Annotated in this window: 24 protein-coding genes, 1 tRNA gene and 1 pseudogene; 9 read left to right on the top strand and 17 right to left on the bottom strand. The window is 64.6% G+C overall.

The window, feature by feature from the left end; translation table 11 throughout:
* The first annotated feature begins 36 nt into the window (after window positions 1-36).
* Together AC16HO_RS04735 and AC16HO_RS04730 are read left to right on the top strand one after the other, a co-directional pair.
* Window positions 37-1527 (top strand): DUF4139 domain-containing protein, encoded by a 1491-nt coding sequence (locus tag AC16HO_RS04735; protein ID WP_395641836.1) that lies wholly within the window; start codon window positions 37-39, stop codon window positions 1525-1527.
* 152 nt (window positions 1528-1679) lie between these two features.
* Window positions 1680-2438: an enoyl-CoA hydratase/isomerase family protein gene (locus AC16HO_RS04730; protein WP_395641835.1), complete on the top strand. Its 759-nt coding sequence runs from the start codon at window positions 1680-1682 to the stop codon at window positions 2436-2438.
* Between the two features lie 113 nt (window positions 2439-2551).
* Here AC16HO_RS04730 and AC16HO_RS04725 read toward each other — a convergent pair whose 3' ends face one another.
* The 3 genes and pseudogenes from AC16HO_RS04725 to AC16HO_RS04715 form a co-directional block, all read right to left on the bottom strand.
* Window positions 2552-3412: a sulfurtransferase gene (locus tag AC16HO_RS04725; protein ID WP_395641834.1), complete on the bottom strand. Its 861-nt coding sequence runs from the start codon at window positions 3410-3412 to the stop codon at window positions 2552-2554.
* A pseudogene (locus tag AC16HO_RS04720) lies at window positions 3409-4235 on the bottom strand (CoA pyrophosphatase). Before AC16HO_RS04720 ends, AC16HO_RS04725 begins: the two are co-directional and overlap by 4 nt.
* 159 nt (window positions 4236-4394) lie before the next feature.
* Complete coding sequence (locus AC16HO_RS04715) at window positions 4395-5141, bottom strand: FKBP-type peptidyl-prolyl cis-trans isomerase (protein WP_395641833.1); 747 nt, start codon at window positions 5139-5141, stop codon at window positions 4395-4397.
* Window positions 5142-5434: 293 nt separating this feature from the next.
* Here AC16HO_RS04715 and AC16HO_RS04710 point away from each other — a divergent pair, with 293 nt between their 5' ends.
* Window positions 5435-6217, top strand: coding sequence for an enoyl-CoA hydratase/isomerase family protein (locus tag AC16HO_RS04710; protein ID WP_395641832.1), 783 nt, complete (start codon window positions 5435-5437; stop codon window positions 6215-6217).
* A 195-nt stretch (window positions 6218-6412) separates the two neighbouring features.
* On the opposite strand, the gene AC16HO_RS04705 is transcribed toward AC16HO_RS04710, so the two are convergent.
* From AC16HO_RS04705 to AC16HO_RS04685, 5 genes are all read right to left on the bottom strand, one after another.
* A complete protein-coding gene (locus AC16HO_RS04705; protein ID WP_395641831.1) occupies window positions 6413-7294 on the bottom strand; it encodes a DUF1684 domain-containing protein in 882 nt (293 codons plus the stop codon).
* Window positions 7295-7380: 86 nt separating this feature from the next.
* The gene (gene mutL / locus AC16HO_RS04700; RefSeq protein ID WP_395641830.1) at window positions 7381-9252 is read right to left on the bottom strand and encodes a DNA mismatch repair endonuclease MutL; all 1872 of its coding nucleotides are present in this window, start codon (window positions 9250-9252) and stop codon (window positions 7381-7383) included.
* Window positions 9253-9397: 145 nt separating this feature from the next.
* Window positions 9398-10666: an N-acetylmuramoyl-L-alanine amidase gene (locus AC16HO_RS04695; RefSeq protein WP_395641829.1), complete on the bottom strand. Its 1269-nt coding sequence runs from the start codon at window positions 10664-10666 to the stop codon at window positions 9398-9400.
* A 98-nt stretch (window positions 10667-10764) separates the two neighbouring features.
* Complete coding sequence (gene tsaE, locus AC16HO_RS04690) at window positions 10765-11238, bottom strand: tRNA (adenosine(37)-N6)-threonylcarbamoyltransferase complex ATPase subunit type 1 TsaE (protein ID WP_395641828.1); 474 nt, start codon at window positions 11236-11238, stop codon at window positions 10765-10767.
* Window positions 11235-12728 (bottom strand): NAD(P)H-hydrate dehydratase, encoded by a 1494-nt coding sequence (locus tag AC16HO_RS04685; RefSeq protein WP_395641827.1) that lies wholly within the window; start codon window positions 12726-12728, stop codon window positions 11235-11237. Before AC16HO_RS04685 ends, tsaE begins: the two co-directional genes overlap by 4 nt.
* 21 nt (window positions 12729-12749) lie before the next feature.
* Here AC16HO_RS04685 and queG point away from each other — a divergent pair, with 21 nt between their 5' ends.
* The gene (gene queG / locus AC16HO_RS04680) at window positions 12750-13802 is read left to right on the top strand and encodes a tRNA epoxyqueuosine(34) reductase QueG (protein ID WP_395641826.1); all 1053 of its coding nucleotides are present in this window, start codon (window positions 12750-12752) and stop codon (window positions 13800-13802) included.
* 58 nt (window positions 13803-13860) lie between these two features.
* On the opposite strand, the gene panD is transcribed toward queG, so the two are convergent.
* From panD to pcnB, 5 genes are all read right to left on the bottom strand, one after another.
* Complete coding sequence (gene panD / locus AC16HO_RS04675; protein WP_395641825.1) at window positions 13861-14241, bottom strand: aspartate 1-decarboxylase; 381 nt, start codon at window positions 14239-14241, stop codon at window positions 13861-13863.
* Window positions 14242-14607: 366 nt separating this feature from the next.
* The gene (gene panC, locus AC16HO_RS04670; RefSeq protein ID WP_395641824.1) at window positions 14608-15522 is read right to left on the bottom strand and encodes a pantoate--beta-alanine ligase; all 915 of its coding nucleotides are present in this window, start codon (window positions 15520-15522) and stop codon (window positions 14608-14610) included.
* A 5-nt stretch (window positions 15523-15527) separates the two neighbouring features.
* The gene (panB, locus tag AC16HO_RS04665; RefSeq protein WP_395641823.1) at window positions 15528-16352 is read right to left on the bottom strand and encodes a 3-methyl-2-oxobutanoate hydroxymethyltransferase; all 825 of its coding nucleotides are present in this window, start codon (window positions 16350-16352) and stop codon (window positions 15528-15530) included.
* Window positions 16353-16420: 68 nt separating this feature from the next.
* Window positions 16421-16915, bottom strand: coding sequence for a 2-amino-4-hydroxy-6-hydroxymethyldihydropteridine diphosphokinase (gene folK, locus AC16HO_RS04660; RefSeq protein ID WP_395641822.1), 495 nt, complete (start codon window positions 16913-16915; stop codon window positions 16421-16423).
* 10 nt (window positions 16916-16925) lie between these two features.
* Window positions 16926-18311 (bottom strand): polynucleotide adenylyltransferase PcnB, encoded by a 1386-nt coding sequence (gene pcnB, locus AC16HO_RS04655; protein ID WP_395641821.1) that lies wholly within the window; start codon window positions 18309-18311, stop codon window positions 16926-16928.
* Between the two features lie 105 nt (window positions 18312-18416).
* Between pcnB and AC16HO_RS04650 the strand changes: the two genes are divergently transcribed.
* Both AC16HO_RS04650 and fdxA read left to right on the top strand, forming a co-directional pair.
* Window positions 18417-18492, top strand: a tRNA-Glu gene (locus AC16HO_RS04650).
* 86 nt (window positions 18493-18578) lie between these two features.
* Window positions 18579-18902, top strand: a complete 324-nt coding sequence (gene fdxA, locus AC16HO_RS04645) for a ferredoxin FdxA (protein ID WP_395641820.1) — start codon at window positions 18579-18581, stop codon at window positions 18900-18902.
* An 82-nt stretch (window positions 18903-18984) separates the two neighbouring features.
* Here the strand turns inward: fdxA and AC16HO_RS04640 are convergent, their stop codons facing one another.
* On the bottom strand, window positions 18985-19611 hold the full coding sequence (locus AC16HO_RS04640; RefSeq protein ID WP_395641819.1) for a hypothetical protein: 627 nt from the start codon (window positions 19609-19611) through the stop codon (window positions 18985-18987).
* Between the two features lie 31 nt (window positions 19612-19642).
* The gene (gene dapA, locus AC16HO_RS04635; protein WP_395641818.1) at window positions 19643-20557 is read right to left on the bottom strand and encodes a 4-hydroxy-tetrahydrodipicolinate synthase; all 915 of its coding nucleotides are present in this window, start codon (window positions 20555-20557) and stop codon (window positions 19643-19645) included.
* Window positions 20558-20599: 42 nt separating this feature from the next.
* Here dapA and AC16HO_RS04630 point away from each other — a divergent pair, with 42 nt between their 5' ends.
* The 3 genes from AC16HO_RS04630 to AC16HO_RS04620 all read left to right on the top strand — a co-directional run bounded on the left by AC16HO_RS04630 (window position 20600) and on the right by AC16HO_RS04620 (window position 23204).
* Window positions 20600-21229, top strand: coding sequence for a glycine cleavage system transcriptional repressor (locus tag AC16HO_RS04630; RefSeq protein ID WP_395641817.1), 630 nt, complete (start codon window positions 20600-20602; stop codon window positions 21227-21229).
* Between the two features lie 15 nt (window positions 21230-21244).
* Window positions 21245-21709, top strand: a complete 465-nt coding sequence (locus AC16HO_RS04625; RefSeq protein ID WP_395641816.1) for a peroxiredoxin — start codon at window positions 21245-21247, stop codon at window positions 21707-21709.
* A gap of 91 nt (window positions 21710-21800) precedes the next feature.
* Window positions 21801-23204 (top strand): PhoH family protein, encoded by a 1404-nt coding sequence (locus AC16HO_RS04620; protein ID WP_395641815.1) that lies wholly within the window; start codon window positions 21801-21803, stop codon window positions 23202-23204.
* Window positions 23205-23262: 58 nt separating this feature from the next.
* Here AC16HO_RS04620 and AC16HO_RS04615 read toward each other — a convergent pair whose 3' ends face one another.
* A complete protein-coding gene (locus AC16HO_RS04615; RefSeq protein ID WP_484335307.1) occupies window positions 23263-25266 on the bottom strand; it encodes a YncE family protein in 2004 nt (667 codons plus the stop codon).
* Window positions 25267-25406: 140 nt separating this feature from the next.
* Window positions 25407-26342 (bottom strand): NHL repeat-containing protein, encoded by a 936-nt coding sequence (locus AC16HO_RS04610; protein ID WP_395641813.1) that lies wholly within the window; start codon window positions 26340-26342, stop codon window positions 25407-25409.
* Window positions 26343-26386: the final 44 nt, after the last annotated feature.

Genomic DNA, 26386 nt, shown 5'->3' with positions numbered 1-26386 from the left:
ATAGCCTGCGTGACCCACCCTGCAAGGATCGCGACCATGCGCCGCACGACACCCGCCGTTTTCCTGCTCGCCGGAATAGCCGCGATGGCCGCTGCGCAAACCCCATCGTCGCGCTATGCGTTGTCGATCTACAGCGCACAGGCGAACAACGGCGACAGCCTGTTCGAAACCGTTGCCGATGCAAGCAGCGCCGACAGCATCGGCGGCTACGCGGTCGTGCGCGACCGGCGCCAGTTCAACTTCAACCCGGGCAGCAATGCGATCGAGGTGCGCGAGGTCGCACGCTGGCTCGATCCGTCCGCATTGAGCGCGCGTTTCGTCGACCCGGGCGACGCGACTATCGTCAGCCAGCGCTTCGACGACCAGACCCTGTCGTTCGACACGCTCGTGCAGCGCCAGATCGGTCATCCGGTAGAGATCGCTGGCAACAGCGCGAATCCGGGCGCGGCGCCGATCAGCGGCACGCTGCTGTCGAGCAACGGCGGCCTGACCGTGCAACTTGCCGACGGCCGCGTGACCACGGTGACCGACTACGGCCGGGTGACCTTCCCGGACCTGCCCAAGGGTATGTCGGCGACGCCGGCGCTGCGCCTCGACGTCAACGCCAAGCAGGGCGGTCCGCGCAGCATCGAACTCGTCTATCCGACCCGGGGCCTGGCCTGGCGCGCCGAGTATTCGGGCTGGATCGGCAGCGGCAGCGACTGCAAGCTGACCTTGTCTGGCTGGGCCCTGATCGCCAACCGCAGCGGCGCAAGCTATCGCGGCGCGCAGATCAAGCTGATCGCCGGTTCGCCGAACCATGTCGGCTCCGCGTCCGCACCGCGCCCGAAAATGGCGATGCTGAACGCGCAGGGCGGCCGTGTCGGCGCCGCGGAAAGCGGCGATGTCGGCGACTACCACGAATACACGATCGATACGCCGCTTGACCTCGTCGACAACAGCCTGCAGCGCGTCGCCCTGTTCCCCGACACGCCGATCGTCTGCCAGCGCCAGTACCTGTTCGAAGCCACGCATTTCCGCGCGAATCCCGGCATGGCGCCGATCACCGAACGCAGCTTCGGCGCGAGCGGCACGCAGCCGGTGCGCTCGACGCTCGCGTTCCGCATCGACCGGGTGCTGCCGGCGGGGCGCGTGCGCATGTTGCAGAGTGCGAACGACGGCGCACCGGAGTTCGTCGGCGAGGACCAGATCGGCCACACACCGAAGAACGAGCCGGTGGCGCTGCAACTAGGCGACGCTTTCGATCTGCGCGGTGAGCGGCGCCAGACCGATTTTTCGATCGACAGGAACCAGCGCAACCTGAGCGAAACCTTCGCTCTGCGCGTGGGCAACGCGGGCAACGCTGCAAGAAGCGTCGTCGTGCGCGAACACCTGTATCGCTGGACGCAGTGGAACATCACCCAGGCGTCGACGAAGTACGAGAAGAAGAATTCCGACACGGTCGAGTTCAAGCTCGACGTACCCGCGAACGGCGAGGCGACGCTGACGTACGCGGTGCAGTATCAGTGGACGGAGTCGTTCAAATAACGCGCTTTGTCACGGGTCATTCCGGCGGGAAATGCCGACTGCGGGGGCAGGATGCCGGAGCGAACATTCGCGCAGTGAATGGCGCGAAGGGCATGCGACGGGAGCCGCATGTAAATCCAGACTGCACGGATGCCTTGCCTGATTGGACCTGTATGCTCGAACAACTCCGCCACGACGACATCCTCGAACTGCGCCTTGCCCGTCCACCGGTCAACGCATTCAACCTTGATCTGAGTCGCGCGTTGCGCGAGGCGATCGAAGCAGCGCCGGACCGTGGCGCACGCGGCATCGTGCTGTGCGGCCGGCCCGGCATGTTCAGCGCCGGCCTCGACGTCGCTTCCGTACTCGAACTCGACGCGGCAGGACGCATGGGCGAACTCTGGCGCGAATACTCGACCCTGTGCCGCGCGATCGCGGCGTCGAGCGTGCCGATCGTGGTCGCCATCGCCGGTCACGCGCCGGCCGGCGGCGCGGTGCTGGCGACGTTCTGCGACTACCGCGTAATGGCGCGCGGCGCGTTCCGCATCGGCCTCAACGAAACCCAGGTCGGCCTGTCCGTGCCCCCCGAAATCCAGACCGGGTTGCGCCGCCTGGTCGGCGCCTACCGCGCAGAGCGCCTGATGGTTGCCGGGACGATGCTCGATTCCGAGGAAGCGCTGCGCATCGGCTTCGTCGATGAGCTGGCCGAACCGGACGAGGTGGCACCGCGTGCGTTCGCCTGGTTGCGCGCGCTGCTCGCGCTGCCGCCGCAGGCGATGACGAAGACGCGTGCAATCGCACGTGCCGATGTCGTCAGTGCGTTCGACGCCGAATGCGGCAGCGACGTCGACGCTTTCGTGCGCGGCTGGTTCGGCGACGAGTCGCGCGCAACGCTCAAGGCCGTGCTGGCGAAGTTGAAATCGAAAGCATAACGCGGAGCGCCCGCCAGCCGCGGGTCGACACGGATAAAGCCATTCGGTTTTTCCCCTATCCGTGTTGATGCTTTTCAAATCCGCGTTTATCCGTGGAAAAAGCTCTTGCTCGATCAGCCCCGTACATCGCGTTCGACGGGGTTTCCGGGATCAGCGATCCACCCGCTCCACGACGGCGCGTAGACACGCGAGCCGTGCAGCCCGGCGATTTCGAACGCAAGCAGGTTCTGGCAGGCGCTGACACCCGAACCGCAACTGTGGATCACCGTCGCCGGCGCATGCGCGCCGATCGCTACGAGCAGCTCCTTGCGCAATTCTGCGGCAGGCTTGAAGCACCCGTCCGTGGCGAGATTGTCGGTAAGCGGTCGATTGCGCGCGCCGGGAATATGCCCCGCAACCGGATCGATGGGCTCGACCTCGCCGCGGAAACGCGGCGCTCCGCGCGCGTCGAGCACGAGCGCCGCACCGCGTCGGCGCAACGCGCGCAACTCGTCGGTGTATACAATTTCACTCGCTTTGAATGCAATCGCCACCACCGTCGCCGGTCGCGCCACCGGCGTGGCCTCAAGCGGCAAACCGGCCCGCTTCCAGGCGCCCCAGCCGCCGTCGAGCACGGCGACATGGCGCGCGCCGACCAGCCGCAGCATCCACCACAAGCGCGCGGCGGCAATCGCGCCGCCGGCATCGTCATAGGCGACGACGCGCGTCGACGGCGTCCAGCCCCACCGACCGAGCACGGCGGAAAACGCCGCCGCGTGCGGCAACGGATGGCGGCCCAGAGCGGGCCGAGACAGGTCGGACAGATCACGGTCGAGATCGGCATGGACCGCGCCCGGAATATGTGCCGCGGCATGCTCGCGCGCACCACGCGCGGGATCGGCCAGCTCGAAGCGGCAGTCGACGACGAGCAGGTCCGCCGCGCCGAGTTGCGCGGCGAGATCGGTGACGGAAACCAGCGGCGAGGATCCCGTCACGACGCGAGTTCCATGCGCCGCACGAAGTTGAGCAACATCGCCGCGGTCGCGCCCCAGATGCGCTGTCCGGCGTACCAGAATTCGTAGATGTCGCGCTCCCTGCCCTGGTAGCTCATGCGCACGGCGTGCTTCTTCGACGGATCGAGAAAATGCGCGAGCGGTACCTCGAACACTTCGGCAACCTCGCGCGGATTCGGCACGGCCCGATAGTCCGCGTCGAGCCAGGCAACGACCGGCGTGATGCGATAATCCGAAATCGTCTCCAGCGTGTCGAGATAGCCGATCGGCTCGATCAGTTCGCCGCCAATACCGATCTCCTCGTGCGTTTCGCGCAGCGCGGCGGCAATCGGGTCCGTATCCGCCGCGTCGACCGCGCCACCGGGAAAGCTGACCTGCCCGGCGTGGTGGCTGAGGTCTTCGGTGCGCCGTGTCAGCAGCACGCTGAGGCCTTCGCCACGATCGACCAATGCGACGAGCACGGCGGCCGGGCGACGCACTCCGACTCCGATCAGCATGCGCACGTCGTCGTGGTTCCAGCCTTGCGCGCCGGGCAGGGCATCGAGCGGGCGGACGCCACGCAACACGCGCTGGCGCTGGTCTGCCACGTTTGCGCGAGCGTTCATGCCGCCGGCGCCTCCGGCGCGCGTCGCGGCAGCACCTCATCCATCAAATGCGCGCGTTCGGCGTCGCCGAGCGCGCCCCAACGGGCGATTTCGTCGATGGTGCGCTGGCAGCCCTCGCAGCAGCCGTTGGCGTCAAGCACGCAGACGCCGATGCACGGCGTCAGGATCGGTTTCGGCGGCGGGCTTTTCCAGGAGAACATGCTGCTTGGACGATGGCATCGATTCCGCAAAACATCAACGCCGCGACGAGCGCGGCGTTGGGTTTCTTTCAGGACATCCGCTGAAAGCCATGGAGGAGCGCGGCCACGGAGGACTGCTTCTTGCTTCTCGCGCTCCGGGGCGAGCAAGAAAAATGGCGTTTACGGCTTGACATCCATGAGTTTCAGCTCGAACACCAGCGCTTCATCCGGGCCGATGCGGCGGCCGTCGCCGCGCTCGCCGTAGGCGAGATCGGACGGCACGTAGACGCGCCAGTAATCGCCGATCTTCATCAGCGGCAGCACTTCCTGCCAGCCTTTGAGCACTTCGTTGACCTTGAACTTGAACGGCTCGCCGCGGGCGAACGAGGAATCGAGCTCCTGACCATTGAGCAACGACAGACGGAAGTTCGCCGTCACCTCGCTCTGCAGGGTCGGGTGCTTGGTACCGGTGCCGTCCTCGATCACGATGTACTGCACGCCGCTCGGCAAGGTCTTGACGTTGGGCTTGCTCTTGTTCTCGGCGAAGAAGCGCTGCGCCTTCGACTTGTTCTCCGAGGAGAGCTTGTCGTACTCACTCTTGGCCTTGCTGTACTGCTCATACTGGAAGCGCCCGAGCACGTCACGCATCGTTTCGACGTTGACGGTCGGCTGGCGCTTGGCATAGCCGTCCTGCAGCGCCTTGATCACCTGATTGATGTCGATGTCGACCTTGCGGCCGGCGAGATCGTCGCCGATCTGGAAGCCGAGCGCGTAAGAAAGATTCGGGCGGTCTGCGGCGGTCAGCGGCGCAGGCGGCTTCTGCTGCTGCGCGGCCGCAGGAGCGGCGGCAGGCTTGGTGTCCTGTGCGGCGAACGCGGAACCTGCGACGAGCATGCCCGCCGCGATGAGACCCAGATGCAACTTCATGCAAACCTCCGATAAGAAAATCCCGTGCGGACGCCCGGAAAACGCAGCGCCCCACTGCAAACCTGCGCGAAAGCCGGGCATTCTACCCGAGCCGGCGCACGCCAGCCAGCGATACTACGGTTGCCGCCTGAACGAGGGCTGTTCAGGCGGGTATTTATGCATTCGTCCCCGGATGCGAAAATCAAAAAGCGACCATCCCTGGCTGCACTTTTGGTTTGCCTGTGCGTTCATCCTTGAACGCGAGACTCAAAAAGCCGCCATCCTCCGCGGTACTTTTCAAAGGAAAAAATTCCATGGCTTATCGCAATCTGCTCGTCGAAGACCGCGGCGCGGTGCGCCGCATCACGATCCACCGCCCGGACAAGCTCAACGCGCTCGATCGCGAGACGATCAACGAACTCGGCATCGCGTTCGGCCAGGCCGGGGCCGACGACGCAGTGCGCGTCGTGGTCCTCGCCGGCAGCGGCGAGAAGGCCTTCGTCGCCGGCGCCGACATCACCGAACTCGCCACGCTCACGCCGCTGCAGGCACAGCAAACCGCGCGCCGCGGCCAGGCGATGATGCTCGGCATCGAGCGCCTCGGCAAACCCGTGATCGCGCGCATTCAAGGTTTCGCCCTCGGCGGCGGCCTGGAACTCGCGATGTGCTGTCACCTGCGCATCGGCAGCGACAAGGCCAGGGTCGGCCAGCCCGAGATCAACCTCGGCGTCATTCCGGGTTTCGGCGGCACGCAGCGCCTGCTGCGCCTCGCCGGCCGCAGCGCGGCGCTCGAACTGTGCCTGACCGGTGCGCCGATCGACGCCACGCGCGCGCATGCGCTCGGCGTGCTCACGCGCGTGGTCGCGCACGAGGAACTCGATGCGGAAATCGACAAGCTCTCGGACCAACTTGCAGCGAGTGCACCGCACGCTGTTGCCGGCATCCTCGGTGCGATCCTGGTCGGCGGCGAATGCGGCATCGAAGCAGGGCTCGACTACGAGGCGCAGGCGTTCGGCCTCGCCTTCTCGACCGAGGATATGCGCGAAGGGACGAAGGCGTTTCTTGAGCGACGCAAACCGAATTTCAAAGGCGCCTAGAGTCTTTTTTTCACCTGCGCGGCATGCAGATCAAGTAGCTACTCGCGTGCATTGTCACTCGATGGGAACCGTGCTTCGTTTAATCGACATGCCTTCTCTTGCTCGAAGGCAACGGATGTGTCGCCTTCGGTTAGCAAATAGTAGCCATCCTGCAGCGATGCCCGGACGCGAGTCACGAGTTCTGGTAGGCCGGAGCTATTCATGCGCTCCGCGATACTTCTTCTCGCCTGCGGTCACCCGCATGTCGAGCCGGTTCTGTGGCGTCGGCAGCGGGCAAGTCGCATACGGCGTGAACGCGCACGGCGGGTTGTAGGCCTTGTTGAAATCGAGGATCACCTTGCCGTCCTTCGGCAGCTCGGCGTAGAGGAAGCGCGCGGCGCCGTAGGTTTCCTTGCCACTGGTGCGATCGGCAAAAACGAGAAACAGCTCGGTGTCGCCGGGATTCTCGATGATCGGCTCGACCTTCCAGGTCTTGCCATCGTGCTCGAACGTGGCGGCGCCGGGCACGACGACCTTGTCGATCTGGCCAAGGATGTTGCCTTCCTCGACTTCGCGCGGCGGGTTGTATGCCTCCCACTTCGCCTCGACGCGCCACGCAGGGTCGATGGCGAAGCTGTCGATGCCGGTGAAACGCATGCGCGTCGGCGCCGCGCTGTCCTTGATGCGCAGGCCGAACTGGTCGCCGCGGTGGACCAGATAGAAATTCACCGTGCCGAAACTGACGAGCGTCGGTTTCTCGTGGCTGTCGTCGACAAGCTCGGCGCCGACCTTGTTCGCATCGTCGATCTTCGCCGCCTTCACTGCGCGTGGATCGAGCGAGAACGTGGCACGCCCGCGGTCGAGCACGATGTTGCCCAGATGCGGCGGCGCCTTGGCGATCACGATCGCATTGTCCTTGGCCGAGCCGATCGTGTTCGTGCCCTGCTTGAGCCACTCCAGGCCGACCAGGCTGAGCCACCCGTCCGGTGCCTTGAGCCGCTCAACACGTTTGGCGCGCCAGGTCTCGATGTCCTTGCGGTAGCCTGCATCGTCGGTGCTCGGCGCGGCAGCGACGCCGCTCGTCAGAATGGCAGTCATCAACACGATTCCCAAATAGCGCATAGGGTTCCAGTTCGTTTTCTCGTCATTCCGGCTTTCGCTGGAATGAGGGCATAGGGTCGGGGCTAGCGCCCGCGCAAAAACATGCGATCCAGATCGGCAATGGAAAGCTGCACCCAGGTCGGCCGCCCGTGGTTGCACTGCCCCGAGCGCTCGGTCGCCTCCATCTCGCGCAACAATGCGTTCATTTCGGGCAGAGTCAAGCGCCGGTGCGCGCGCACCGAGCCGTGGCAGGCCATTGTCGACAGCAAGTCGTTATGCGCTTCCTGCAGGCGTCGCGTCGTGCCGTGCGCAGCGAAATCGGCGAGCACGTCGCGTACCAAGACGCCGACATCGGCACCTTCGAGCAGGCCCGGGTAGCGCTTGATCGTGACGCTCTGCGGCCCCGAGCGCACGATTTCGAAGCCGAGTGCCGCCAGTTCGTCCGCGTGGTCCTCGACCGCTGCCGCCTCGCGCGCACTGACCGCGAGCGCCAGCGGCACGAGCAGAAGTTGCGCGCGGATTCCGTCCGTCGCCTGTGCCGTCTTGAGCTTCTCGTAGGTGATGCGTTCGTGCGCAGCGTGCATGTCGACGAGAATCAGTCCTTGCGCGTTCTCGGCGAGTACGTAGACGCCGGCGAGCTGGGCCAGCGCGTAGCCGAGCGGCGGAGCCTCGCCGTTGGATTCCTGCAAGGCGGACTCGTTCGCCGCGGCAACATCATGCGCGGTTTCCGCGCCGCCGGTCGGTTCCACGCCGCCGGCAAGCAAGGCGAGATAATCGACGCGCGGTTCGCGCACGCCCAGATTCAATCCGGCCTGGCCGCGCCAGACGGGCGAGGCAACCGGCGCATAGTTCGCCGCCTGCGCGGCCTGCATCGCGGCATCGAACGGCGATGCGCGCGGATTCGATTCGGCGGGAATCGGCGAGGTGCCCGCGATCACCGACGTGACCGAGCCCGCGCGCGTCTGCGCCAGTGCTTCGTGCAGCGTGCGGTAGAGAAAATCATGCACGAGCCGGCTCTCGCGGAAACGTACTTCCGACTTGGCCGGATGCACGTTGACATCGATGCTCGCCGGATCGAGTTCGAGAAACAGCACGTAGGCCGGATGGCGGCCGTGGTAGAGCACGTCGGCATAGGCCTGACGCACCGCGTGGGTGACGACCTTGTCGCGCACGAGGCGGTGGTTGACGTAGAAATACTGCTGGTCGGCCTGGCTGCGCGAAGCGGTCGGCAGGCCGACCCAGCCCGACAATCGCAGGCCCGCGCCTTCGTGGTCGACGCGCAGACTCTGCAGGGGGAACTCATCACCGAGGATCTCGGCGAGACGCGCCGCCATCGCCGCTTCATTCTCCGCCGGACGCATCAGGCGCGAGGGCTTGCCGTTGTTGGTCACGCGGAATTCGATCCGCGGACGCGCCAGTGCGAGCGACTTGACCAGTTCGTCGATGTGGCCGAACTCGGTGCGCTCGGCGCGCAGGAACTTGCGCCGTGCCGGCACGTTGTGGAACAGGTCGCGCACTTCGATTGTCGTGCCGGACGGATGCTGCGCCGGGCGCGGAACGGATGTCTGCCCCGCTTCGATTTCGATGCGCGAGGCCGCGTCCGCATCCTTCGCTTTCGAGGTCAGCGCAAAACGCGACACCGAGGCGATCGATGGCAGCGCCTCGCCGCGGAAGCCCAGCGTGCGCACGCGCTCGAGATCCTCGAGCGAGGCGATCTTGCTGGTCGCGTGCGGAGAAACGGCGAGCAGCAACTCGTCGGCCGCGATGCCACCGCCGTCGTCGCGCACGCGGATCAGGCGCGAACCGCCCTCTTCGATGTCGATTTCGACGCGGGTCGCGCCGGCATCGAGCGAGTTCTCGATGAGCTCCTTGACCACGGAGGCGGGCCGCTCGATGACTTCGCCAGCGGCGATCTGGTTGACGAGTTCTTGCGGAAGCTGGCGGATGCGCGGCATCGGCGCATTTTACCGTTCTGCGGAGAAGAAGAGCGTTTTTTGGCGCGCATGACGCGGACAAGAGCAAGCAAATCAAGACAAACAGTTTTTTGCTCTATCCGTGTTGGTCGGCTCTTGTCCGTGCGAACCGCGGCAAGGCTCTTCCTTACGATCGCGGCACGCGCGCCAGCGCGATGCTGTCGCCGGTCGAGTCGTCGCTGTCCCCCGTCTTGCGTGAGGCGAGACGTACGGGCTTGCCTTTCTCGGCGTCGATCGCGAACTGCGTGCCCGGCGGCGGCGTCGTCTGCAGATAGTTGCGCATGCCATTGAGGATCGCGGTCGCAAGCAACTCGCGCTGCTCCGGATTGTTGAGACGGCGCTCCTCCTCGGGGTTGGTGATGAACGCCGTTTCGACAAGGATGGAAGGCACGTCGGGTGAGCGCAGCACGACGAAGTTCGCCTTCTCGACGTAGCCGCGATGCGTCGGGCCGAGCTTGGCGATTGCGCGCAGCACCTGTTGCGCAACCGCACCGCTCGCTTCGATCGTCGAGGACTGGGAAAGATCGAGCAGTACCGCCGCCAGCGTGTTGTCTTTCTTGTCGAGCTTCACGCCGCCGACGAGGTCGGAATTGTTCTCGCGGTCGGCGAGGAATCGCGCCGCCTCGCTCGTCGCGCCACGCGGCGACAGCATCCACACCGAGGAGCCACGCGCATCGCTCGAGGTAAACGCGTCGGCATGGATCGATACGAACAAGTCGGCCTTCATCTCGCGCGCCTTGCGATAGCGGTCCTCCAGACCGACGTAGTAGTCGCCGTCGCGCGTCAGCACCGCGCGCATGCCGGGCGCCTTGTCGATCTGACGCTTGAGTTCGCGCGAGACCATCATCGTGATCTGCTTCTCCTGCGTGCCGGCGTTGCCCCTCGCGCCGGGATCGTTGCCGCCGTGACCGGGGTCGATCATGACCACGACGTCGCGTGCTTTCGCCGCAGCCGCGTGCGCGCTCTTGACGACTTCGGCCTTGCCGCCCTTGCCCTTGGGATACAGGTCGACGATCAGGCGATAGCCGGAGCCCGCATCGGGTGGCATCAGGAAACTCTTCGGTCGCACGTCCGCGGCGAGGTCGAGCACGACGCGCAGGTCGGTCTTGTTCTGCGCGCCGGTGCGCAGCGACTTGAGCAGACCACGGCCGCCCGGCACGGCAAAACTTTCAGCCGCCGCCGAGTCGCGCATGTCGAGCACGATGCGCCCCGGGTTGGTGATTTCGAACAGCTTGTAGTCGACCGGCCCCGCAAGATCGAGGAACACGCGCGTGCGGTCCGCTTCGACGGAAATCTTCGCGGCCTTGAGTTCGGTTGCGGAAGAAAACGGCACCAGCGCCAGCAGCAATCCGCCGGCGATCAGATGACGCAATGATTGGCGCGATTTCCCCCACATAGCGCGGATTGAATCTCAACGCGCGAAAAAAATCAAGGATTTTTCTTTATAAATCCGCAGTCTAGGTTAGATTCCTGAATGACTACTAGAGATTGTGTTCAGGCAGGAGCCTGGCCACCAAGGATGCCGAGCCAGTGCACGCCCCGCTTCGTCCGGGACTCCAGGCGCAGGCGGCGTTTCGCACCCGCATGTGCGAAATGCGCCACCAGATCCGGCGCCGGCAGCACGTTGCCACCGCGTTCGGGCCATTCGACAAGCAACAGGAACCGCCCCGCAGCCAGATCGGAAAGTCCGAGGAATTCCAGTTCGTCCGGTGCCGCGATGCGATACAGGTCAAGGTGGTGGGCGCGCAGGCCGTTCGCCTCGTACGACTCGATCAGGCTGTAGGTCGGACTCTTGATGCGCGCACCGACGCCAAGCACGCCGAGCATGGCGCGCGCGAACGTGGTCTTGCCTGCGCCGAGATCGCCGTGCAGGTGGATCACGCCGCCGTCGCCCAAGTGCGCGGCCAACCGCCGGGCCAGCGCGACCAGCCCGGCTTCGTCCAGTTCGGCTTCGAATGCGCCGCTCATGCCGGATCGAGCCCATTGCGCAGCCGCCGCAGCAGTGCGAACACGTCGCTCGCGATCAGGCCAACTTCGCCGTCACGCGTCGCCGCGTCGCCCGCGCGCGCGTGCAGGGCCACGCCGATCCATGCCGCATGCCACGCATCGAAACCTTGTGCAAGCAGGCCGGCGATCACGCCGGTCAGCACATCACCCATACCACCCGAAGCCATTCCAGGATTTCCCCAGGGACAGACAGCGACTCCGCCTTCCGCGCTCGCGATCAGTGTCCCCGCGCCCTTGAGCACGACGACGGCACGACGGCTGCGCGCCAGTTCGCGCACGGCAGCGAAACGGTCGCGTGCGATCGCGTCCGTGTCGACGCCGAGCAGGCGCGCCGCCTCGCCGGGATGCGGCGTCAACACGGTTTGCGCCGACAGCGCCACGCCATCGTTGGCAAGCAGGTTCAATCCGTCCGCGTCGAGCACGAGCGGCTTGCCGGCCGCGATCGCAATGTGCCAGAGCGCGTGGCCCCATGCGCGCCGGCCCAGCCCCGGGCCGAGCGCGACTACGCTGGCGCGCTCGATCAGCGGTTTCAACTCCTGGATACCGGGCACCGCATGCGCCATCAGTTCGGGGCGCGCGGCGTTGATCGCGGTGATGTGTTCGGCCTGCGTCGCCACGCTGACCAGCCCCGCGCCGGTGCGCAACGCGGCTTCGCCCGCCAGACGAATGGCGCCACCCATGCCGACATCGCCGCCGATCGCGAGCACATGGCCGTAGCGGCCCTTGTGCCCGTCGCGCGCGCGCGGCGGCAGCGCGGCGGCGATCATGGCGGCATCGAGCAGGCGCGCATCGCGGGGGATGTTCGTGCGGACTTCCTCGGTAAGCGCCAGTGCATCGACAACGACCTCGCCGACGCAATCCGCGGCAATGCCGGTGTGCAGCCCGCGCTTGTCCGCGAGAAACGTGATCGTCGCCGTCGCACGCACCACCGGCCCCGGCGCGAACCCGGTGTCGGCGTCGAGACCCGACGGCACGTCCAGCGCGAGCACCGGCATCGAAGCCGCGTTCAAATTCGCGATCCAGTCGCGTGCGACGCCTTCGACGGCGCGCGCAAGGCCGATGCCGAAAAGCGCGTCGATGTAGACATCGGCGTGCGGCCATGCCGCGTCCACCGACTGCACCTCACCGCCCGTGGAACGCCAGTCCGCATGCGCCTGCGCGGCTTCGCTGCCATCGCGTGGCTTGCCGAGCGCGAGCACGATCACGTCCATTCCGGCGTTGCGCGCGCAGCGGGCCAGCATGTAGCCGTCGCCGCCGTTGTTGCCGACACCGCACAGCACCGCGATGCGGCGCGCACCGGGCCAACGCAGGCGCAGCAGATCGAATGCGGCGGCGCCGGCGCGGCACATCAACTCGTAGCCCGGAAGGCGCAGCGTACCGATCGCCGCGCGCTCCATTTCGCGCACCTGCGCAACGGTGTACAGCGAGCCGCTGGAGAAAGGGGGTTGCATCCGGGAATTATACTGGCCCACATGCCGCATCTTTCCGACCATTCGCAACTCGCCGCGCGCATCAAGCGCTGGGGCGCGGAACTCGGCTTCCAGCAGGTCGGCATCAGTGCAACCGATCTCGCCGCCGACGAAACGCATCTGCTCCGCTGGCTGGCCGCTAAACGCCACGGCGAGATGGACTACATGCAGCGTCACGGCGTGAAGCGCAGCCGGCCTGCCGAGTTGCAGGCGGGAACCCTGCGCGTCATCTCGGTGCGCATGGACTACGACCCGCCGCAGGCGCGCGATGCCTGGGAGGTGCTCGACGATGCGCAGCTCGCCTACGTTTCGCGCTACGCGCTCGGCCGTGACTACCACAAACTGCTGCGGACCCGCCTGCAGAAACTCGCCGACCGCATCGCCGCTGAAATCGGGCCGTTCGGCTACCGAGCATTCGTCGATTCCGCGCCGGTGTTGGAAAAGGCGTTGGCACGCAACGCCGGCCTCGGCTGGATCGGCAAGAACACCACCGTGATAAACCGCAGCGCCGGCTCATGGTTCTTCCTCGGTGAGTTGTTCACCGATCTGCCGCTGCCGGTCGACGCGCCGGCGAGCGAGCATTGCGGCACCTGCGCGCGCTGCATCGACGTCTGCCCTACGCAGGCGATCGTCGCGCCGAACCAGCTCGACGCACGCCGCTGCATTTCCTACCTGACGATCGAGCTGCACGGGAGCATTCCCGTCGAGTTCCGCCGCGCGATGGGCAACCGCATCTACGGCTGCGACGACTGCCAACTGGTCTGCCCGTGGAACAAGTTCGCGGTGAAGTCCGCCGAACCGGACTTCATCACCCGCCACGGCCTGGATTCCGTGTCGCTGATCGAACTGTTTGCCTGGAGCGAAGAAGAATTTCTGACAAATACCGAGGGTTCGGCGATCCGCCGCATCGGCTACGAGCGCTGGCTGCGCAATATCGCCGTGGCGCTCGGCAATGCGCCACGCAGCGCGGAAGTCGTCACTGCACTATCCGCACGCAAGGAGCACCCCTCGGAGCTGGTGCGCGAACACGTGTTGTGGGCGCTCGATTCTCATTGAGAAGTGCGGCCAGGAATGGCCGCTTTTTGATTTTTGCGATCGAGGATGACCGCAAAAATCAAGCCGCCTGTTTCGGAATCGAATTCTTCGTGTGGCTCAGCGCGTTCTGCCGGTCGACGTAAACCAGGGTCGGCTTGAAATTGGCCACTTCGGCCTCGCTCAGCACGCCGTAGGCGCAGATGATGACGATGTCCCCCGGCGCGGCGCGATGTGCGGCGGCGCCGTTGATCGAGATGATGCCCGAGCCCTCGTCGGCACGGATCGCGTAGGTCGAGAAGCGCTCGCCGTTGTTGACGTTGTAGATGTGGATCTGCTCGTACTCGCGGATGCCGGAAATGTCGAGCAGGCGCCCGTCGATCGCGCAGGAACCCTCGTAGTGCAGTTCCGCGTGGGTCACCGTCGCGCGGTGGATCTTCGCCTTGAGCATATTGAGCTGCATACCCATCACCGTAGCAAAAAAACAACAAACCCAGTCGACTTCGCCAACCTACCCTGCGGCGTCAAGCTGCCGCGCAGCAGCCAGCTTCAACGCCGACAGTTATTGCTGCAGGCGCAACCGGTCAGCAATAGCCCTAATTGTCTCGCGCAATTTAGCTGCATAGCAACAATTTGCGCGTGCCACCATTGAAATCAACAGGTTATAGCCATCGTGCGCACGAAAAAAAACCCTCAGCTGAATCCAGAGAGGGTTTGTAAGTCAGAGTGACGATTACCAAACATGCGCCCTGCGTGCACTGGGGCAACGAGCTCGCGTTGCGAAAATCCCAATGACGGTGGCGACTTTACCACACGAAAAACTTTTTTGCTACAAGTTCGAGAACGAATCTGCGCGAGTGGCGTGATTTCGTTCAAACATGCGCAACACGGGGGGATTCGGATCGATTTCGAGGTTGTCTATCAGCCGCGTCTTGCCAAGCCGGGCCGCGACCAACGCAACCAGTCCGTCGCATTGGCCGGCTGCGGGTTCGAGCAGGGTATGTGCCGAGCGCACGACCGCATAGTCCAGCGCAAATCCGTTGCCTTCGAGGATCCCGCGCGAGAGCCTCTCGACCTCGGCGATCGGCATACCGTCATTTACCGCGTCCTGCATGCCGAGCAGCACCTCGCGGATCAGACCGGCGCGTCCGCGTTCGTCCACCGACAGGTACTGGTTGCGCGAACTCATCGCCAAGCCGTTCGCCTCGCGCACGATGGGCGCACCGACGATTTCGATCGGCAGGCGCAGGTCAAGCACGAGACGCTCGATCACGAGCAGTTGCTGGTAGTCCTTGCGCCCGAACACGGCGACGTCGGGTTGGACGAGGTGGAACAGTTTCGTGACCACGGTGGCGACGCCGGCGAAGTGGCCGGGACGAAGTTCGCCTTCGAGCGGTACGGACACCACCGGCACGTCGACGCGCACGCTCTTATCGATGCCGAACGGATACATTTCCTCGACCTTCGGCGCGAACAACAAGTCGCAACCGTGCGCGGCGAGCCCGAGCCGATCCTGCTCCAGCGTGCGCGGATACCGCGCGAAATCCTCATTCGGCCCGAACTGGGTCGGGTTGACGAACACGCTGGCGACGACGCGATCGGCGTGGGCACGGCAACGCCCGATCAAGGAGAAATGACCTTCGTGCAAGTTGCCCATCGTCGGCACGAGCCCGACGCGCAAGCCGTCGCGGCGCCAGGCGGCTATGTGCGTGCGCAGCTCAGTTGCTGTTGTGACCGTATCCATCGCGCTCAGAACGAATGCTCGGGGCCGGGGAATGAGCGGTTGCGTACGGCCCTGGCGTAGGCTTTGATCGCATCGGCAACCGAGTCCGTGCCGGCAAGGAAGTCCCGGGAGAACTTCGGACGCCTGCCGGGCGTGATGCCGAGCATGTCGTAGATCACCAGCACCTGGCCGTCGCAGTCCACGCCGGCACCGATGCCTATCGTGGGAATGCGCAACGCGGCCGTGATCGTCTTCGCCAGCGCGGCCGGCATGCATTCGAGTACGAGCAGCGAAGCGCCGGCCTGCTCGACCGCCTGTGCATCGGCGATGAGGCGTTCGGCGGCCGAGCGGGTCTTGCCCTGCACGCGATAGCCGCCAAACTTGTGCACCGATTGTGGCGTGAGCCCGAGATGCGCACACACCGGCACCTGACGTCGATCAAGCGCGTGAATGGCGTCGAGCACGTAATCGGCCCCTTCGAGCTTGACCATAGCCGCGCCACCCTCGGCGACGAGACGCGCACTCGATCGCAGCGCGGTGTCGATATCTCGGTAGGTCATGAACGGAAGGTCGGCGACCAGTAGTGGCGCAACGAGGCCGCGTTTCACCGCCGCGCTGTGGTAGACCATATCGTCCAGCGTCACCGGCAAGGTATTCTCGCGCCCCTGCACGACATTGCCGAGAGAATCGCCGACGAGCACGACATCGACGCCGGCCGCTTCGCATTGCGCGGCGAAACCGGCGTCGTAGGCAGTCAGCATGACGATCTTCTCGCCGGCGGCTTTCATCTCGAACAGCCGCGGCACGGTGACCGGCGACCTGGCGGCAGCGGACTTGGGGTGGGCGGACATGGGGCGCTCGTCGGACGCGGGCTGGTTAGTGTATCGAATCGCCCGGTCGCGTGGTGCAGCGCCGCAATTCAAATCGGACCGTGCGCCAAATTAATCCCGTGATCCGCATCCACCCCGGCCAGCAAAGCGCCTACCGGCCCCAGTCCGGGTACGACGAGATCGGGCGCGATCTCCGCCAACGGAACCAGGACGAACGCGCGCTCGTGCAGGCGCGGATGCGGCACCCGCAAGTCGACATTGTCGATACACGCGTCGCCGTAGAGCAGCAAATCGAGATCGAGGATGCGCGGGCCGTTGCGCTGGCCAATACGCCGGCGACCGGCGCGGTGTTCGATGTCGAGCAGGGAGTGCATCAGATGGCCGGCCTCGATCCCGGTTTCCAGCCGTGCCACCGCGTTGATGAAATCTGGCTGTTCGACGCCTCCCCAAGGCGCTGTTCGATAGAGGCGCGAACGGGCGACCACCCGCGTACGCGGCAAGGCATCCAGTTCGCGCAATGCATGCTCGACCTGCTCGCCCGGAGCGTCGAGATTGCTGCCGATCCCGATATAGACGGCGACCACGGCGCCCCGGCTACTCCGAAGGCGAGTGCACCGCCGCGGGCAGCCGCTTGCGGCGGCGGCGCGGGCGCTTCGGCAGCGGCGCGGCGGCAACGTCGCCGGCATCGTCCATCGCAGTGGACGACGGCGTCGGCAACGCATTCAACTGAACCGCGAGAGCATCGTGGGACAGGGCCTGCGCCTGGGTCCACCACGCACCGAGCGCGGCGATCTCGGTACCCTCGCCGCCACGCAGCAAAAGAAAATCATAGGCCGCACGAAAACGCGGATGCGCAAGCAGGCGGAACACGCGCTTCTTCTGTCGCTGCTCGAAGCGCGGCTGCAACGACCAGATCTCCTCGATCGCGATCGCGAACCGGCGCGGTATGGCGACGTGCCTGGACTGCTCGTTCATCACGAGGTTGCCGATGCGCATCCACGCCAGATTCATGTCGGTCCCGCGCGCCAGCTCTTTCTCGACCTGCGCACGTACCGGCCCCCAGAGCAGGATCGCGAACAGGAACGCCGGCGTCACCGGCTTGCCCTCGGCGACGCGCGCGTCGGTGTTGGCCATGCCCTGCTCGATCATTGCGCGGAACGTAACACCGCTCTTGATCGCCAGCGCGCGCGCGGTCAGCGGGTACACGTCGGCGAGCAGGCCGGAGGTGTCGAGCGCGCGGAAACTCTTCAGGCCACTGCCGGCCATGAACATCTTCAGCGACTCGTCGAACAGGCGCGCCGGCGGCGCCTGCAGCAGCAGTTCGCCGAGATCGTCGAACGGTGCCCGCGCGTCGGCCGCAATCGAAAACTCCAACTTGGCCGCAAGTCGCACCGCGCGCAGCATGCGCACCGGGTCTTCGCGGTAGCGCTGCACCGGATCGCCGATCAGGCGCAGCTCGCGCCGCATGAGGTCCTCGTAGCCGCCGACGTAGTCGCGCACCGAGAAATCCGCTATGTCGTAGTAGAGCGCGTTGACGGTGAAATCGCGACGCACCGCATCTTCTTCGATCGTGCCGTAGACGTTGTCGCGCACGATGCGGCCGTCGACGACGTGACGATCACCGCTGCCATCGTCGCTCGATCCACGAAACGTGGCGACTTCGACGATCTCGTTGCCGAACACGACATGGGCGAGGCGGAATCGCCGGCCGATCAGACGGCAGTTGCGGAACAGGCGCTTGACGTCCTCGGGCGTGGCATTGGTCGCCACATCGAAATCCTTCGGCCGGCCGCCGAGCAGCAAGTCGCGTACTGCACCACCGACGAGGAATGCGGAAAAACCCGCTTCGTTGAGACGGTAGAGCACGCGCAGCGCTCCTGCGGAGATATTCTTGCGCGAGATCGCATGCTGCTCGCGCGGGATGATGCGCAGATTCACCGGCACGCTGGTGCCGGGGCTGGACGGGACGGTTTCAGTCATTCTTGTTGTTTTCGCTTTCCTGCAAACGACCGCGGACGCGCGGAACATCTGTTTCGCGGCCGATGAAACCGATATACTACCGCGCTTGCGGTGCAGACCCAATCCGCTCCCATCGTCTAGAGGCCTAGGACGGGGCCCTCTCAAGGCCTAAACAGGGGTTCGAATCCCCTTGGGAGCGCCAGTATTTCGGCGACAAGCGGCTACGCTCGCACGCTTCCAGCCGGGACATCTTTCCAACTGGCTCCTGCAAAAGCTTTCTGACTCGCCATGCCCTTCGTCGTCACTGAAAACTGCATCAAGTGCAAATACACGGACTGCGTGGAAGTGTGTCCGGTGGATTGTTTCCACGAGGGACCGAACTTTCTCGTGATCGATCCGGAGGAGTGCATCGACTGCACCCTGTGCGAGCCGGAGTGCCCGGCGAACGCGATCTATCCTGAAGACGACGTGCCGGCTGGCCAGGAGCATTTCGTCCAGCTCAACGCGGAGCTGGCGAAGTCATGGCCGGTGCTGACCGTACGCAAGGACGCGCCGGCCGACGCGAAGGAATGGGACGGCAAGCCGAACAAGTTGCCGCTGCTGGAACGCTGAAACCCGCCCCCAGTTGCGCTTCCGTAAAAAGAAGGGCGCGATGAATCGCGCCCTTCTCGCTTGGTCTGACGACGTGCGAAGCTCAGGACATGCGCTCGCGCAAGGCTGCGATCATGCGCTGCGCGGCGGCTTCGCCCGACTTGTCGCCCGGCGCCGGGACGACGCTGACGCGCGCACCGCCGGCGTCCTCGGTGACGTTCACGCGCAGAGCCGCCTTCACGCTTTGCGTCTGCGCCTTGTCGCCACCGAACGGGTGCAGGATGCGCGAGTACCAGTGATGTTCCTGCGGCACGGCCGGCCGACTGGTGACTGCGCCATCGAAATCGTAAGCGTAGCTGTGTGCCGCATCGTCCTTGCTCGAGACCTTGCCGAGCTGGACGCGCTCAAGCGCGAGGCCGACACGCTGGTAGGCATTGTCGACCGTATCGGCGACATGCAGATCGACCGGGCCTGTACTCACGCTGGGTGGCGCACTGCCGACGCCGGTAGACGATGCGCCCGCCACAGCGGTCGCCGTCGCGCCCGGGACGACGAGCTCACGCGTCGTCGATGGCGTATCGAGATCGGGCGGCACTTCGAGTGGCCGGGTTTCCTGCGCACCTTTGTAGTACTCGGCGCGATCACGATGAAACCAGCCGCAGCCGCCGAGCAAGGCGGTGGCAACGATCAGCGTCGGAACGAATCCACGGATGGGGAAATGGCGCTTCACGGTTGCATCCTGAAGAAGGGAAAGTGGGATTTTAAGCGGCACTGCTGTGCCGCGGCTGAATCGAGACAGCAAGTTGCATCACCGCGTCGAGTACCGCACGGGCGTGCGCGTGGTGCGCAGCCGGAAGGCTAGTCAGCGGCAGGCGTAACTCGCTCGTGCCGATGCCGAGATGGGCGAGCGCCCATTTCAGCGGAATCGGGTTGGGTTCCGCGCCCAGCAGGTCGAACAGCGGCGTCAGCGCGTCGTGCAAAACCTGCGCCCGCGCGCGGTCGCCGGCACGCGCCGCATCGCACAGCGCACGGAACGGCCGCGGCGCGGCGTTGGCGGCGACCGAGATCACGCCTTCGGCGCCGGCCAGCATCGCGGCCATCCCGGTCGGATCATCACCGCTCAGGAACACGAACTTGGGGCTCTTGAGCGCCGCCAATGCCGCCACGCGCGCAGCATCGCCGACCGCCTCCTTGATACCGACGATGCGCTCGTGCAACGCCAGCTTCGCCACGACATCTGGCTTGAGGTCGCAACCGGTGCGCCCCGGCACGTTGTACAGCACGACCGGCAAGCCGCCGTGGTCGGCGACTTCAGTGTAGTGACGCAGCAGGCCTTCCTGGGTTGGCCGCACGTAGTACGGCGCGACGACGAGCGCCGCATCGGCACCGAGACTCTGCGCGCGCTTCGTCGACTCGATGGTCTTGCGCGTATTCGCGGTACCGGTTCCGGCGAGGATGGTCATGCGACCGCCGGTACGGGCAACGGCCTGGCGCAGGAGTCCATCGTATTCGGCCTGATCGAGCGCGTGCGCTTCGCCGGTCGAACCGGCAACGACGAGCGCCTGGGTGCCGCCTTCGAGCTGAAAATCGATCAGCTTCGCGAACGCATCGAAATCGACCGCACCTCCGCGGAACGGAGTGGCGAGCGCGCATGTGCTGCCGACGATACTCTTCAAGGCGAACTCGTTGCCGGACAAGGGAATTCTCGGGGAGCGGCGATGTTACTTGCGGGTAGGTGGCGTGGCAAGTATTCTCGCGGAATCCACGAATCCCCTGCCGAGTCGACTTTGACCGACACCGCGCAACGCCCCGCAGCGAACGAAAACTACCTGTTGATCAGCGCGTTCGCCGAACACGCCAAATCCCCGCTGGTCGCCATAGCCAAACGCATCGCCGACTGCAGCTGCAACCTTGCCGAATCGCGCGTGGCGATGCTCGGCCAGGAAGTCGCCGTGCTCGTACTCGCGCAGGGTCCGTGGGATGCGATCGCGAAACTCGAATCGGCGCTGACCCGGCTCGAACGTGACGATCGCCTGCGCCTGTCCTTTTCGCGTACCGGCGCCAAACCGGTGCAGACGAATCTGCTGCCCTACGTGGTCGAGGTCGTCGCGGCCGACAAGCCCGGTATCCTCTTCCAGCTCGCCGAATTCTTCCAACGCCACCAGATCAGCATCGAGCAGTTGCAATCGACGCGCTACCGCGCGATGCAGACCGGTGCGGACATGTTCTCGGCGCAGATCACGATCGGCATCCCGTCCGACACGCACATCGCCGGGCTGCGCGACGATTTCCTCGAATTCTGTGACGGGCTCAATCTCGATGCGATCATGGATCCGATGAAGTTCTGAGGTGTCAGACCACAAATGAAAGTCGGCAACAAAGTTCCGGATTTGCGTGGCGCTGTCGGCGACGATGTCCAGATTCGCCTGCGCGACCTTGCGGGCAAGTACGTCGTCGTCTACTTCTACCCGAAGGACGCGACACCGGGCTGCACGCTCGAAGCGCAGGATTTTCGCGACCGGCAGAAAGATTTCGCCAGGCGCGGTGCCGTCGTGCTTGGCGTGTCGCGCGACTCCCTCGTTTCGCACGACAAGTTCAAGCTCAAGCAGGCGCTCAACTTCGAACTCGTTGCCGACACCGATGAGACCTGGTGCAATGCTTTCGACGTGATCCACGAGAAAGTGCTGTACGGCAAGCGCCATCTCGGTGTCGTGCGCTCGACCTTCCTGGTCGGCCCCGATGGCAAACTCAAGCACGAATGGCGCGGCGTCAAGATCAAGGGCCACGCCGATGCCGTTCTCGCCGTGCTGGATGCCGAGCCCAAGTGACCCGATTCCGCCGGGCACATTTTTGCTGTCACATTCCCGCCGCACCCTGCGGCGCCGTTCCTTTCGCACGATCAACGAGGGTGACCATCGCATGACCCGAGGCAAGCGCATCTACGTTCTCGACACCAATGTACTGATGCACGATCCGACCGCCCTGTTCCGTTTCGAGGAGCACGACGTATTCCTGCCAATGACGGTACTCGAAGAACTCGATGCGGCGAAAAAAGGCACCTCGGAGGTTTCGCGCAACGTGCGCCAGGTCAGCCGCTTCATCAACGAGCTGATCGAGCAGGGCGGCAGCAAGTCGATCGAGCAAGGCCTCGAACTGCGCCTGCCGAAGACGTTGCAACTGAAAAAGAAAGGCGCGCAGGTCGGTCGTCTCTACTTCCAGACGCAGAACTTCACCCCCATCAACGGTGCGGCAGCGAAGAAGAAGGGCATCCCCGACAATCTCATCCTCGCCGCTATCGTCGATCTGCGCGAGCAGCGACCCGACGTGCCCGTCGTGCTGGTGTCGAAGGACATCAACCTGCGCATCAAGGCCTCGATCTACGGCATCACCGCCGAAGACTACGAGAACGACCGCGCACTCGATGACTTCAGCCTGCTGTACAAGGGCTACAACGAACTTCCGGCGAATTTCTGGGAAAAGCATTCCGAAGTGCGTTCGTGGTCCGAGCGCGGGCATACGTTCTACGAGATCAAGCTGAAAAAGGACGAGGCCTGGGTCGCGCAGGAATTCGTCTACCTGCCCGGCGAAGACGAGATCGAAATGCGCGTACTGCGCGTCGCCGAAGGCAAGGCCACGCTGCAGATCATCGACGACTATCGCGGTTCGCACGCGGTGTGGGGCGTGCACGCGCGCAACCGTGAACAGAATTTCGCCCTCAACGCGCTGATGGACCCGGAAGTCGATTTCGTTACGCTGCTCGGCACGGCCGGCACTGGCAAGACCCTGCTTGCGCTCGCCGCGGGCCTCGCGCAGACGATGGATACGCAGCGCTACCGCGAAATAATCATGACGCGCGCGACAGTCTCGGTCGGCGAGGACATCGGCTTCCTGCCCGGCACCGAGGAGGAAAAGATGACGCCATGGATGGGTGCGCTGACCGACAATCTCGAGGTGCTCGCCACGCCGCAGGAGGGCGGCGCCTGGGGCCGGCAGGCGACCAACGACCTGCTCGCCTCGCGCATCAAGATCCGCGCGATGAATTTCATGCGTGGCCGCACCTTTCTCAGCCGCTACCTGATCATCGACGAGGCGCAAAACCTGACCTCGAAGCAGATGAAGACGCTGATCACGCGCGCCGGCCCCGGCACCAAGATCGTCTGCCTCGGCAACGTCGAGCAGATCGACACGCCCTACCTGACCGAAACGACCTCGGGCCTGACCTACGCCGTCGACCGCTTCAAGGACTGGCAGCATTCCGCGCACATCACCCTGCGCCGCGGCGAACGTTCGCGGCTGGCCGACTACGCGTCGGAAATGTTGTAACTCCCCTTCCTGTCGATGCCGAAGAAAAACGGCCGCTTCTCAGCGGCCGTTTCAGCGATCATTGACAACCGGCCGGCGGCGGCCCGAGCCGCACGAGATTCTGCGTTCCACCGAGACCCTGATTGGCTCCCGCGGTGAAACTGTAAGTCAAACTCGCCGTCGTGCAGCTGGTGAACAAGATATTCGCCGAGCCGACCGTCGTGGTCGTCACCTTGCTTGTGGGATCCAGAAAGGCGCCACCGGAACCCGAAACGATGGCCGCACCGTACGAATTGACCTGGGTCGGTGCGCCGCTCGACTGGATCGTGAACCAGTTCTGGCTCGCCCCGCCGCCAATCTGCTGCCCGTTCGGCGCATAAGTGAACCAGCCGCCGAAAAGAATCGGCCCCGGCGTCTTGGTCTGATCGACGTTGAGAACAAGGCCCTGACCGCTGGTATTGGGGTTGTACCAACTGCCCGAGTACTGATCGCCACCGCCAGCCGGACCGCTGTCCCCGCTGGTTGTGCACGTCGCGCCGCCCGTCAGTCGATCCAGTGCAATGAAGCCTTTGCGATTGCTGCCGTCGCTGAAGGTGTAACGCAAAATGCCATGTGCGCAATCGGTGAATTGGAGCGTCGCCTGGCCGACCACGACCGGAACCACCGCCGGGCCCGCGTTGAAACTGCCTCCCGTTCCCGCGTAGATGGTCAACGCCGCAACCTTGTCGGTGCTGTTGACGTCGCCCTGCAGCGAATACCAGCGCTGCCCACCTGCCGCGGTGGTATCGTAGGTGAACCAGCCCGCAAACAGCCTGCCGTGGCCGGCCCCACCCACGTCCGGGCTCGATTCGAGCACGAGGCCCTGACCGCTCACACTCGCGTTGTACCACGAGCCGGTAAGGCCGCGCTGATTGAGATTCACCGACAACCCGGCCGAACTGGTAATCGCGCTGTAATTCGGCCCGGTGCCGCCGCTCACCCAGGATGCGCGCAGGGTATTCGTTGCCAGATCGATCACCGCCACCGAAGCGCCGCTGGCGTTGTTGACGTAGGCGTAGGTCCCATTGGAATCCACTGAGATGCCCAACGGGCCGGTACCTACCAACAATTCGGCGGTTACCTTGTTCGTTGCCGCGTCGATGACGGATACGGTGCCACTGACATAGTTGGAAACATACACTTTGCCGCCATCCTGCGAAGTTGCGATGCCGAGCGGGCCGATGTCGACCGGAATCACGGCAACCTCGGCATCCTTGGTTGTATCGATCACCGACACGGTACCAACCTGCTTGTAGTCGCCCTGACCATAGTTGGCGACATAGGCGAACGTGCCCGCCGGATTGACCACGATGCCCACGGGATTGTTGGATGTCAGCGCAATCGTCGCGCTCGAAACCGTGTTCGTCGTTGCATCGATCACCGCGACCCGGCTCTTGTCGGCCAGGGTGACGTACGCTTTTTTCCCGTCCGGAGTGAAGGCGACACCGACCGGCACACCGCCGACCGTGATCTTGGCCGTTTCCTTGTTCGCCGCGGCATCGATCACTGAAACCGTGTTGCCGACGCTGTTGGTCACATAGACTGTTGCACCGTTGGGATTGACCGCGACTGTCTGCGGCCGCACGCCAACGGCAATCGAAGCGATCACCGTGTTGAGCGTTGCAGAGGTCGGGTCGGAGTCGATGACCGACACCGTGCCCGCCGTCTTCAAGTCCGTGCTGTCGCCATAGTTGACTACGTAGACGCGGGTTCCGGCGGGGTTGATCGCGACGCCAAGCGGTCCCGTACCGGTGGCCGGCGTCGTCGACGTTGCCGTCGTCGCATGGATGGTCGCGACGACCTGGCTGGTCGGCAGGGCGACATCCAGCACGGTCACGCAACCCGCGTAGGTCGTCGTATCCACGGTGCAACCGGAATAATTGGCGACGTAGGCGAACGGAGCGGCGGACGCGAGCGGCGCGAACAGGGCCAGGCACAGAGTTGCCAAAGAACGTTTCGTGTTGCCGAACTTTCCGTGGGACCTGTTTGCGCCAGACAACTCCAGCGACATCTTCAGCGAACCCGCGCTGGACGCCTTGCTCATGCTTGCACCTGTGTTCGGATTACGAGCGCGGAATGATACGTCAAAACAGTCGAGGGCTGCGGCGCGTTCAGCATCATCGCAGGCGCCGTTCAGTTCGCATTCCTCGTTGACTGCCCTTCGACCCGACAGTCGGCCGCGAATCAGTTCCGTTGCCGTGCGTAGACCACCGACCACACGGCAAGCAGCAGCGACAGGATCAACGCCGCCACCCCCGCCCGCGAAAGTATCGGCGCACCGACGGTCGAAGAGGGGGGCGGATCAGCAGCGCACACTGGCGGCGCCGTCGCCAATCCCTGGAAGGTTTCGGGCAGCGCCGAACCGGTCGAAGGGTTCGCTACCGTACCGGCAATGCTCATTGCGCCGGTGGCGAGATTGATCTGCGCCAGGCGATTGAGTTGCGTCGGCGGATTGAAGCCGTCGTAGTTTCGTAGCAACGCCCAAAGGGTACCCGCGGCATCGAAGCCCACATCCACCGGCGTGGACACCGCAACGCCGTATGCCCCCATCGATGTCGCCTTTCCGCTGTCGGTGGCAATCGTGTACAAATTCGCATTGCCGCTGCCACCAACTCCCCACAAGACTCCGTTGCGAAAAGCGAGACCCGTGATCTTCACGCCGAGATTGCCGACAAGCTTGGTTTGACCGGTACCCGGAATGATCTCCCAAAAATTGTTGCTGTCGGCAGACGCCATCCACAACCGTCCATTGCAATCGAACGAAAGCGAAAGGCCTTTTGCCGAAGTGGACGCCACTCCTGCAACCTGGCTTACCGTCGCAGCCTTGCCCGTACTCTGGCTCAGGGTGACCAGCGTCGGAGTTGCGGCTCCCGTCAATGCCAGTGCGTACAAATTGCCGTCGGCTGGGCTAAAGGTCAAAGCGCCTACAGCAACGATGGGTTGACCGTTGCCGCCATTGCCGGCAGTGCCTGCGACCGAAACCGACCGGCTGGCCAGGTTGATCCGGTAAATCGTCGCAGAACCGTCCACGGCCGATGGATCGCCCACGCTGAAGGCCTGCGCACGGCAAAAACCGGCGACAACAAGCAAACTTGCGGCGATGAAGGCACGCAAAGCCATCTGATCTTGATTTTGTTTCTAGTAGTTTTGGTAATCGTCTGCCC

It is taken from the genome of Rudaea sp. (assembly GCF_057139185.1).
The sequence above is the reverse complement of the archived record's forward strand: the minus strand, read 5'-3'. Positions and strand labels throughout refer to the sequence as shown.

Bases quoted from the DNA above. Each gene is read 5' to 3' on its own strand.
- AC16HO_RS04685 (WP_395641827.1), bottom strand. From the start codon at position 12,728: ATGCAACCCCCTTTCTCCAGCGGCTCGCTGTACACCGTTGCGCAGGTG.
- AC16HO_RS04615 (WP_484335307.1), bottom strand. From the start codon at position 25,266: ATGAGCAAGGCGTCCAGCGCGGGTTCGCTGAAGATGTCGCTGGAGTTG.
- panD (WP_395641825.1), bottom strand. From the start codon at position 14,241: ATGCAGCTCAATATGCTCAAGGCGAAGATCCACCGCGCGACGGTGACC.
- queG (WP_395641826.1), top strand. From the start codon at position 12,750: ATGCCGCATCTTTCCGACCATTCGCAACTCGCCGCGCGCATCAAGCGC.
- panC (WP_395641824.1), bottom strand. From the start codon at position 15,522: ATGGATACGGTCACAACAGCAACTGAGCTGCGCACGCACATAGCCGCC.
- AC16HO_RS04620 (WP_395641815.1), top strand. From the start codon at position 21,801: ATGACCCGAGGCAAGCGCATCTACGTTCTCGACACCAATGTACTGATG.
- panB (WP_395641823.1), bottom strand. From the start codon at position 16,352: ATGTCCGCCCACCCCAAGTCCGCTGCCGCCAGGTCGCCGGTCACCGTG.
- pcnB (WP_395641821.1), bottom strand. From the start codon at position 18,311: ATGACTGAAACCGTCCCGTCCAGCCCCGGCACCAGCGTGCCGGTGAAT.
- AC16HO_RS04730 (WP_395641835.1), top strand. From the start codon at position 1,680: ATGCTCGAACAACTCCGCCACGACGACATCCTCGAACTGCGCCTTGCC.
- AC16HO_RS04715 (WP_395641833.1), bottom strand. From the start codon at position 5,141: ATGAAGTTGCATCTGGGTCTCATCGCGGCGGGCATGCTCGTCGCAGGT.
- tsaE (WP_395641828.1), bottom strand. From the start codon at position 11,238: ATGAGCGGCGCATTCGAAGCCGAACTGGACGAAGCCGGGCTGGTCGCG.
- mutL (WP_395641830.1), bottom strand. From the start codon at position 9,252: ATGCCGCGCATCCGCCAGCTTCCGCAAGAACTCGTCAACCAGATCGCC.
- AC16HO_RS04630 (WP_395641817.1), top strand. From the start codon at position 20,600: ATGTTACTTGCGGGTAGGTGGCGTGGCAAGTATTCTCGCGGAATCCAC.
- AC16HO_RS04735 (WP_395641836.1), top strand. From the start codon at position 37: ATGCGCCGCACGACACCCGCCGTTTTCCTGCTCGCCGGAATAGCCGCG.
- AC16HO_RS04695 (WP_395641829.1), bottom strand. From the start codon at position 10,666: ATGTGGGGGAAATCGCGCCAATCATTGCGTCATCTGATCGCCGGCGGA.
- AC16HO_RS04705 (WP_395641831.1), bottom strand. From the start codon at position 7,294: ATGACTGCCATTCTGACGAGCGGCGTCGCTGCCGCGCCGAGCACCGAC.
- AC16HO_RS04625 (WP_395641816.1), top strand. From the start codon at position 21,245: ATGAAAGTCGGCAACAAAGTTCCGGATTTGCGTGGCGCTGTCGGCGAC.
- AC16HO_RS04710 (WP_395641832.1), top strand. From the start codon at position 5,435: ATGGCTTATCGCAATCTGCTCGTCGAAGACCGCGGCGCGGTGCGCCGC.
- fdxA (WP_395641820.1), top strand. From the start codon at position 18,579: ATGCCCTTCGTCGTCACTGAAAACTGCATCAAGTGCAAATACACGGAC.
- AC16HO_RS04610 (WP_395641813.1), bottom strand. From the start codon at position 26,342: ATGGCTTTGCGTGCCTTCATCGCCGCAAGTTTGCTTGTTGTCGCCGGT.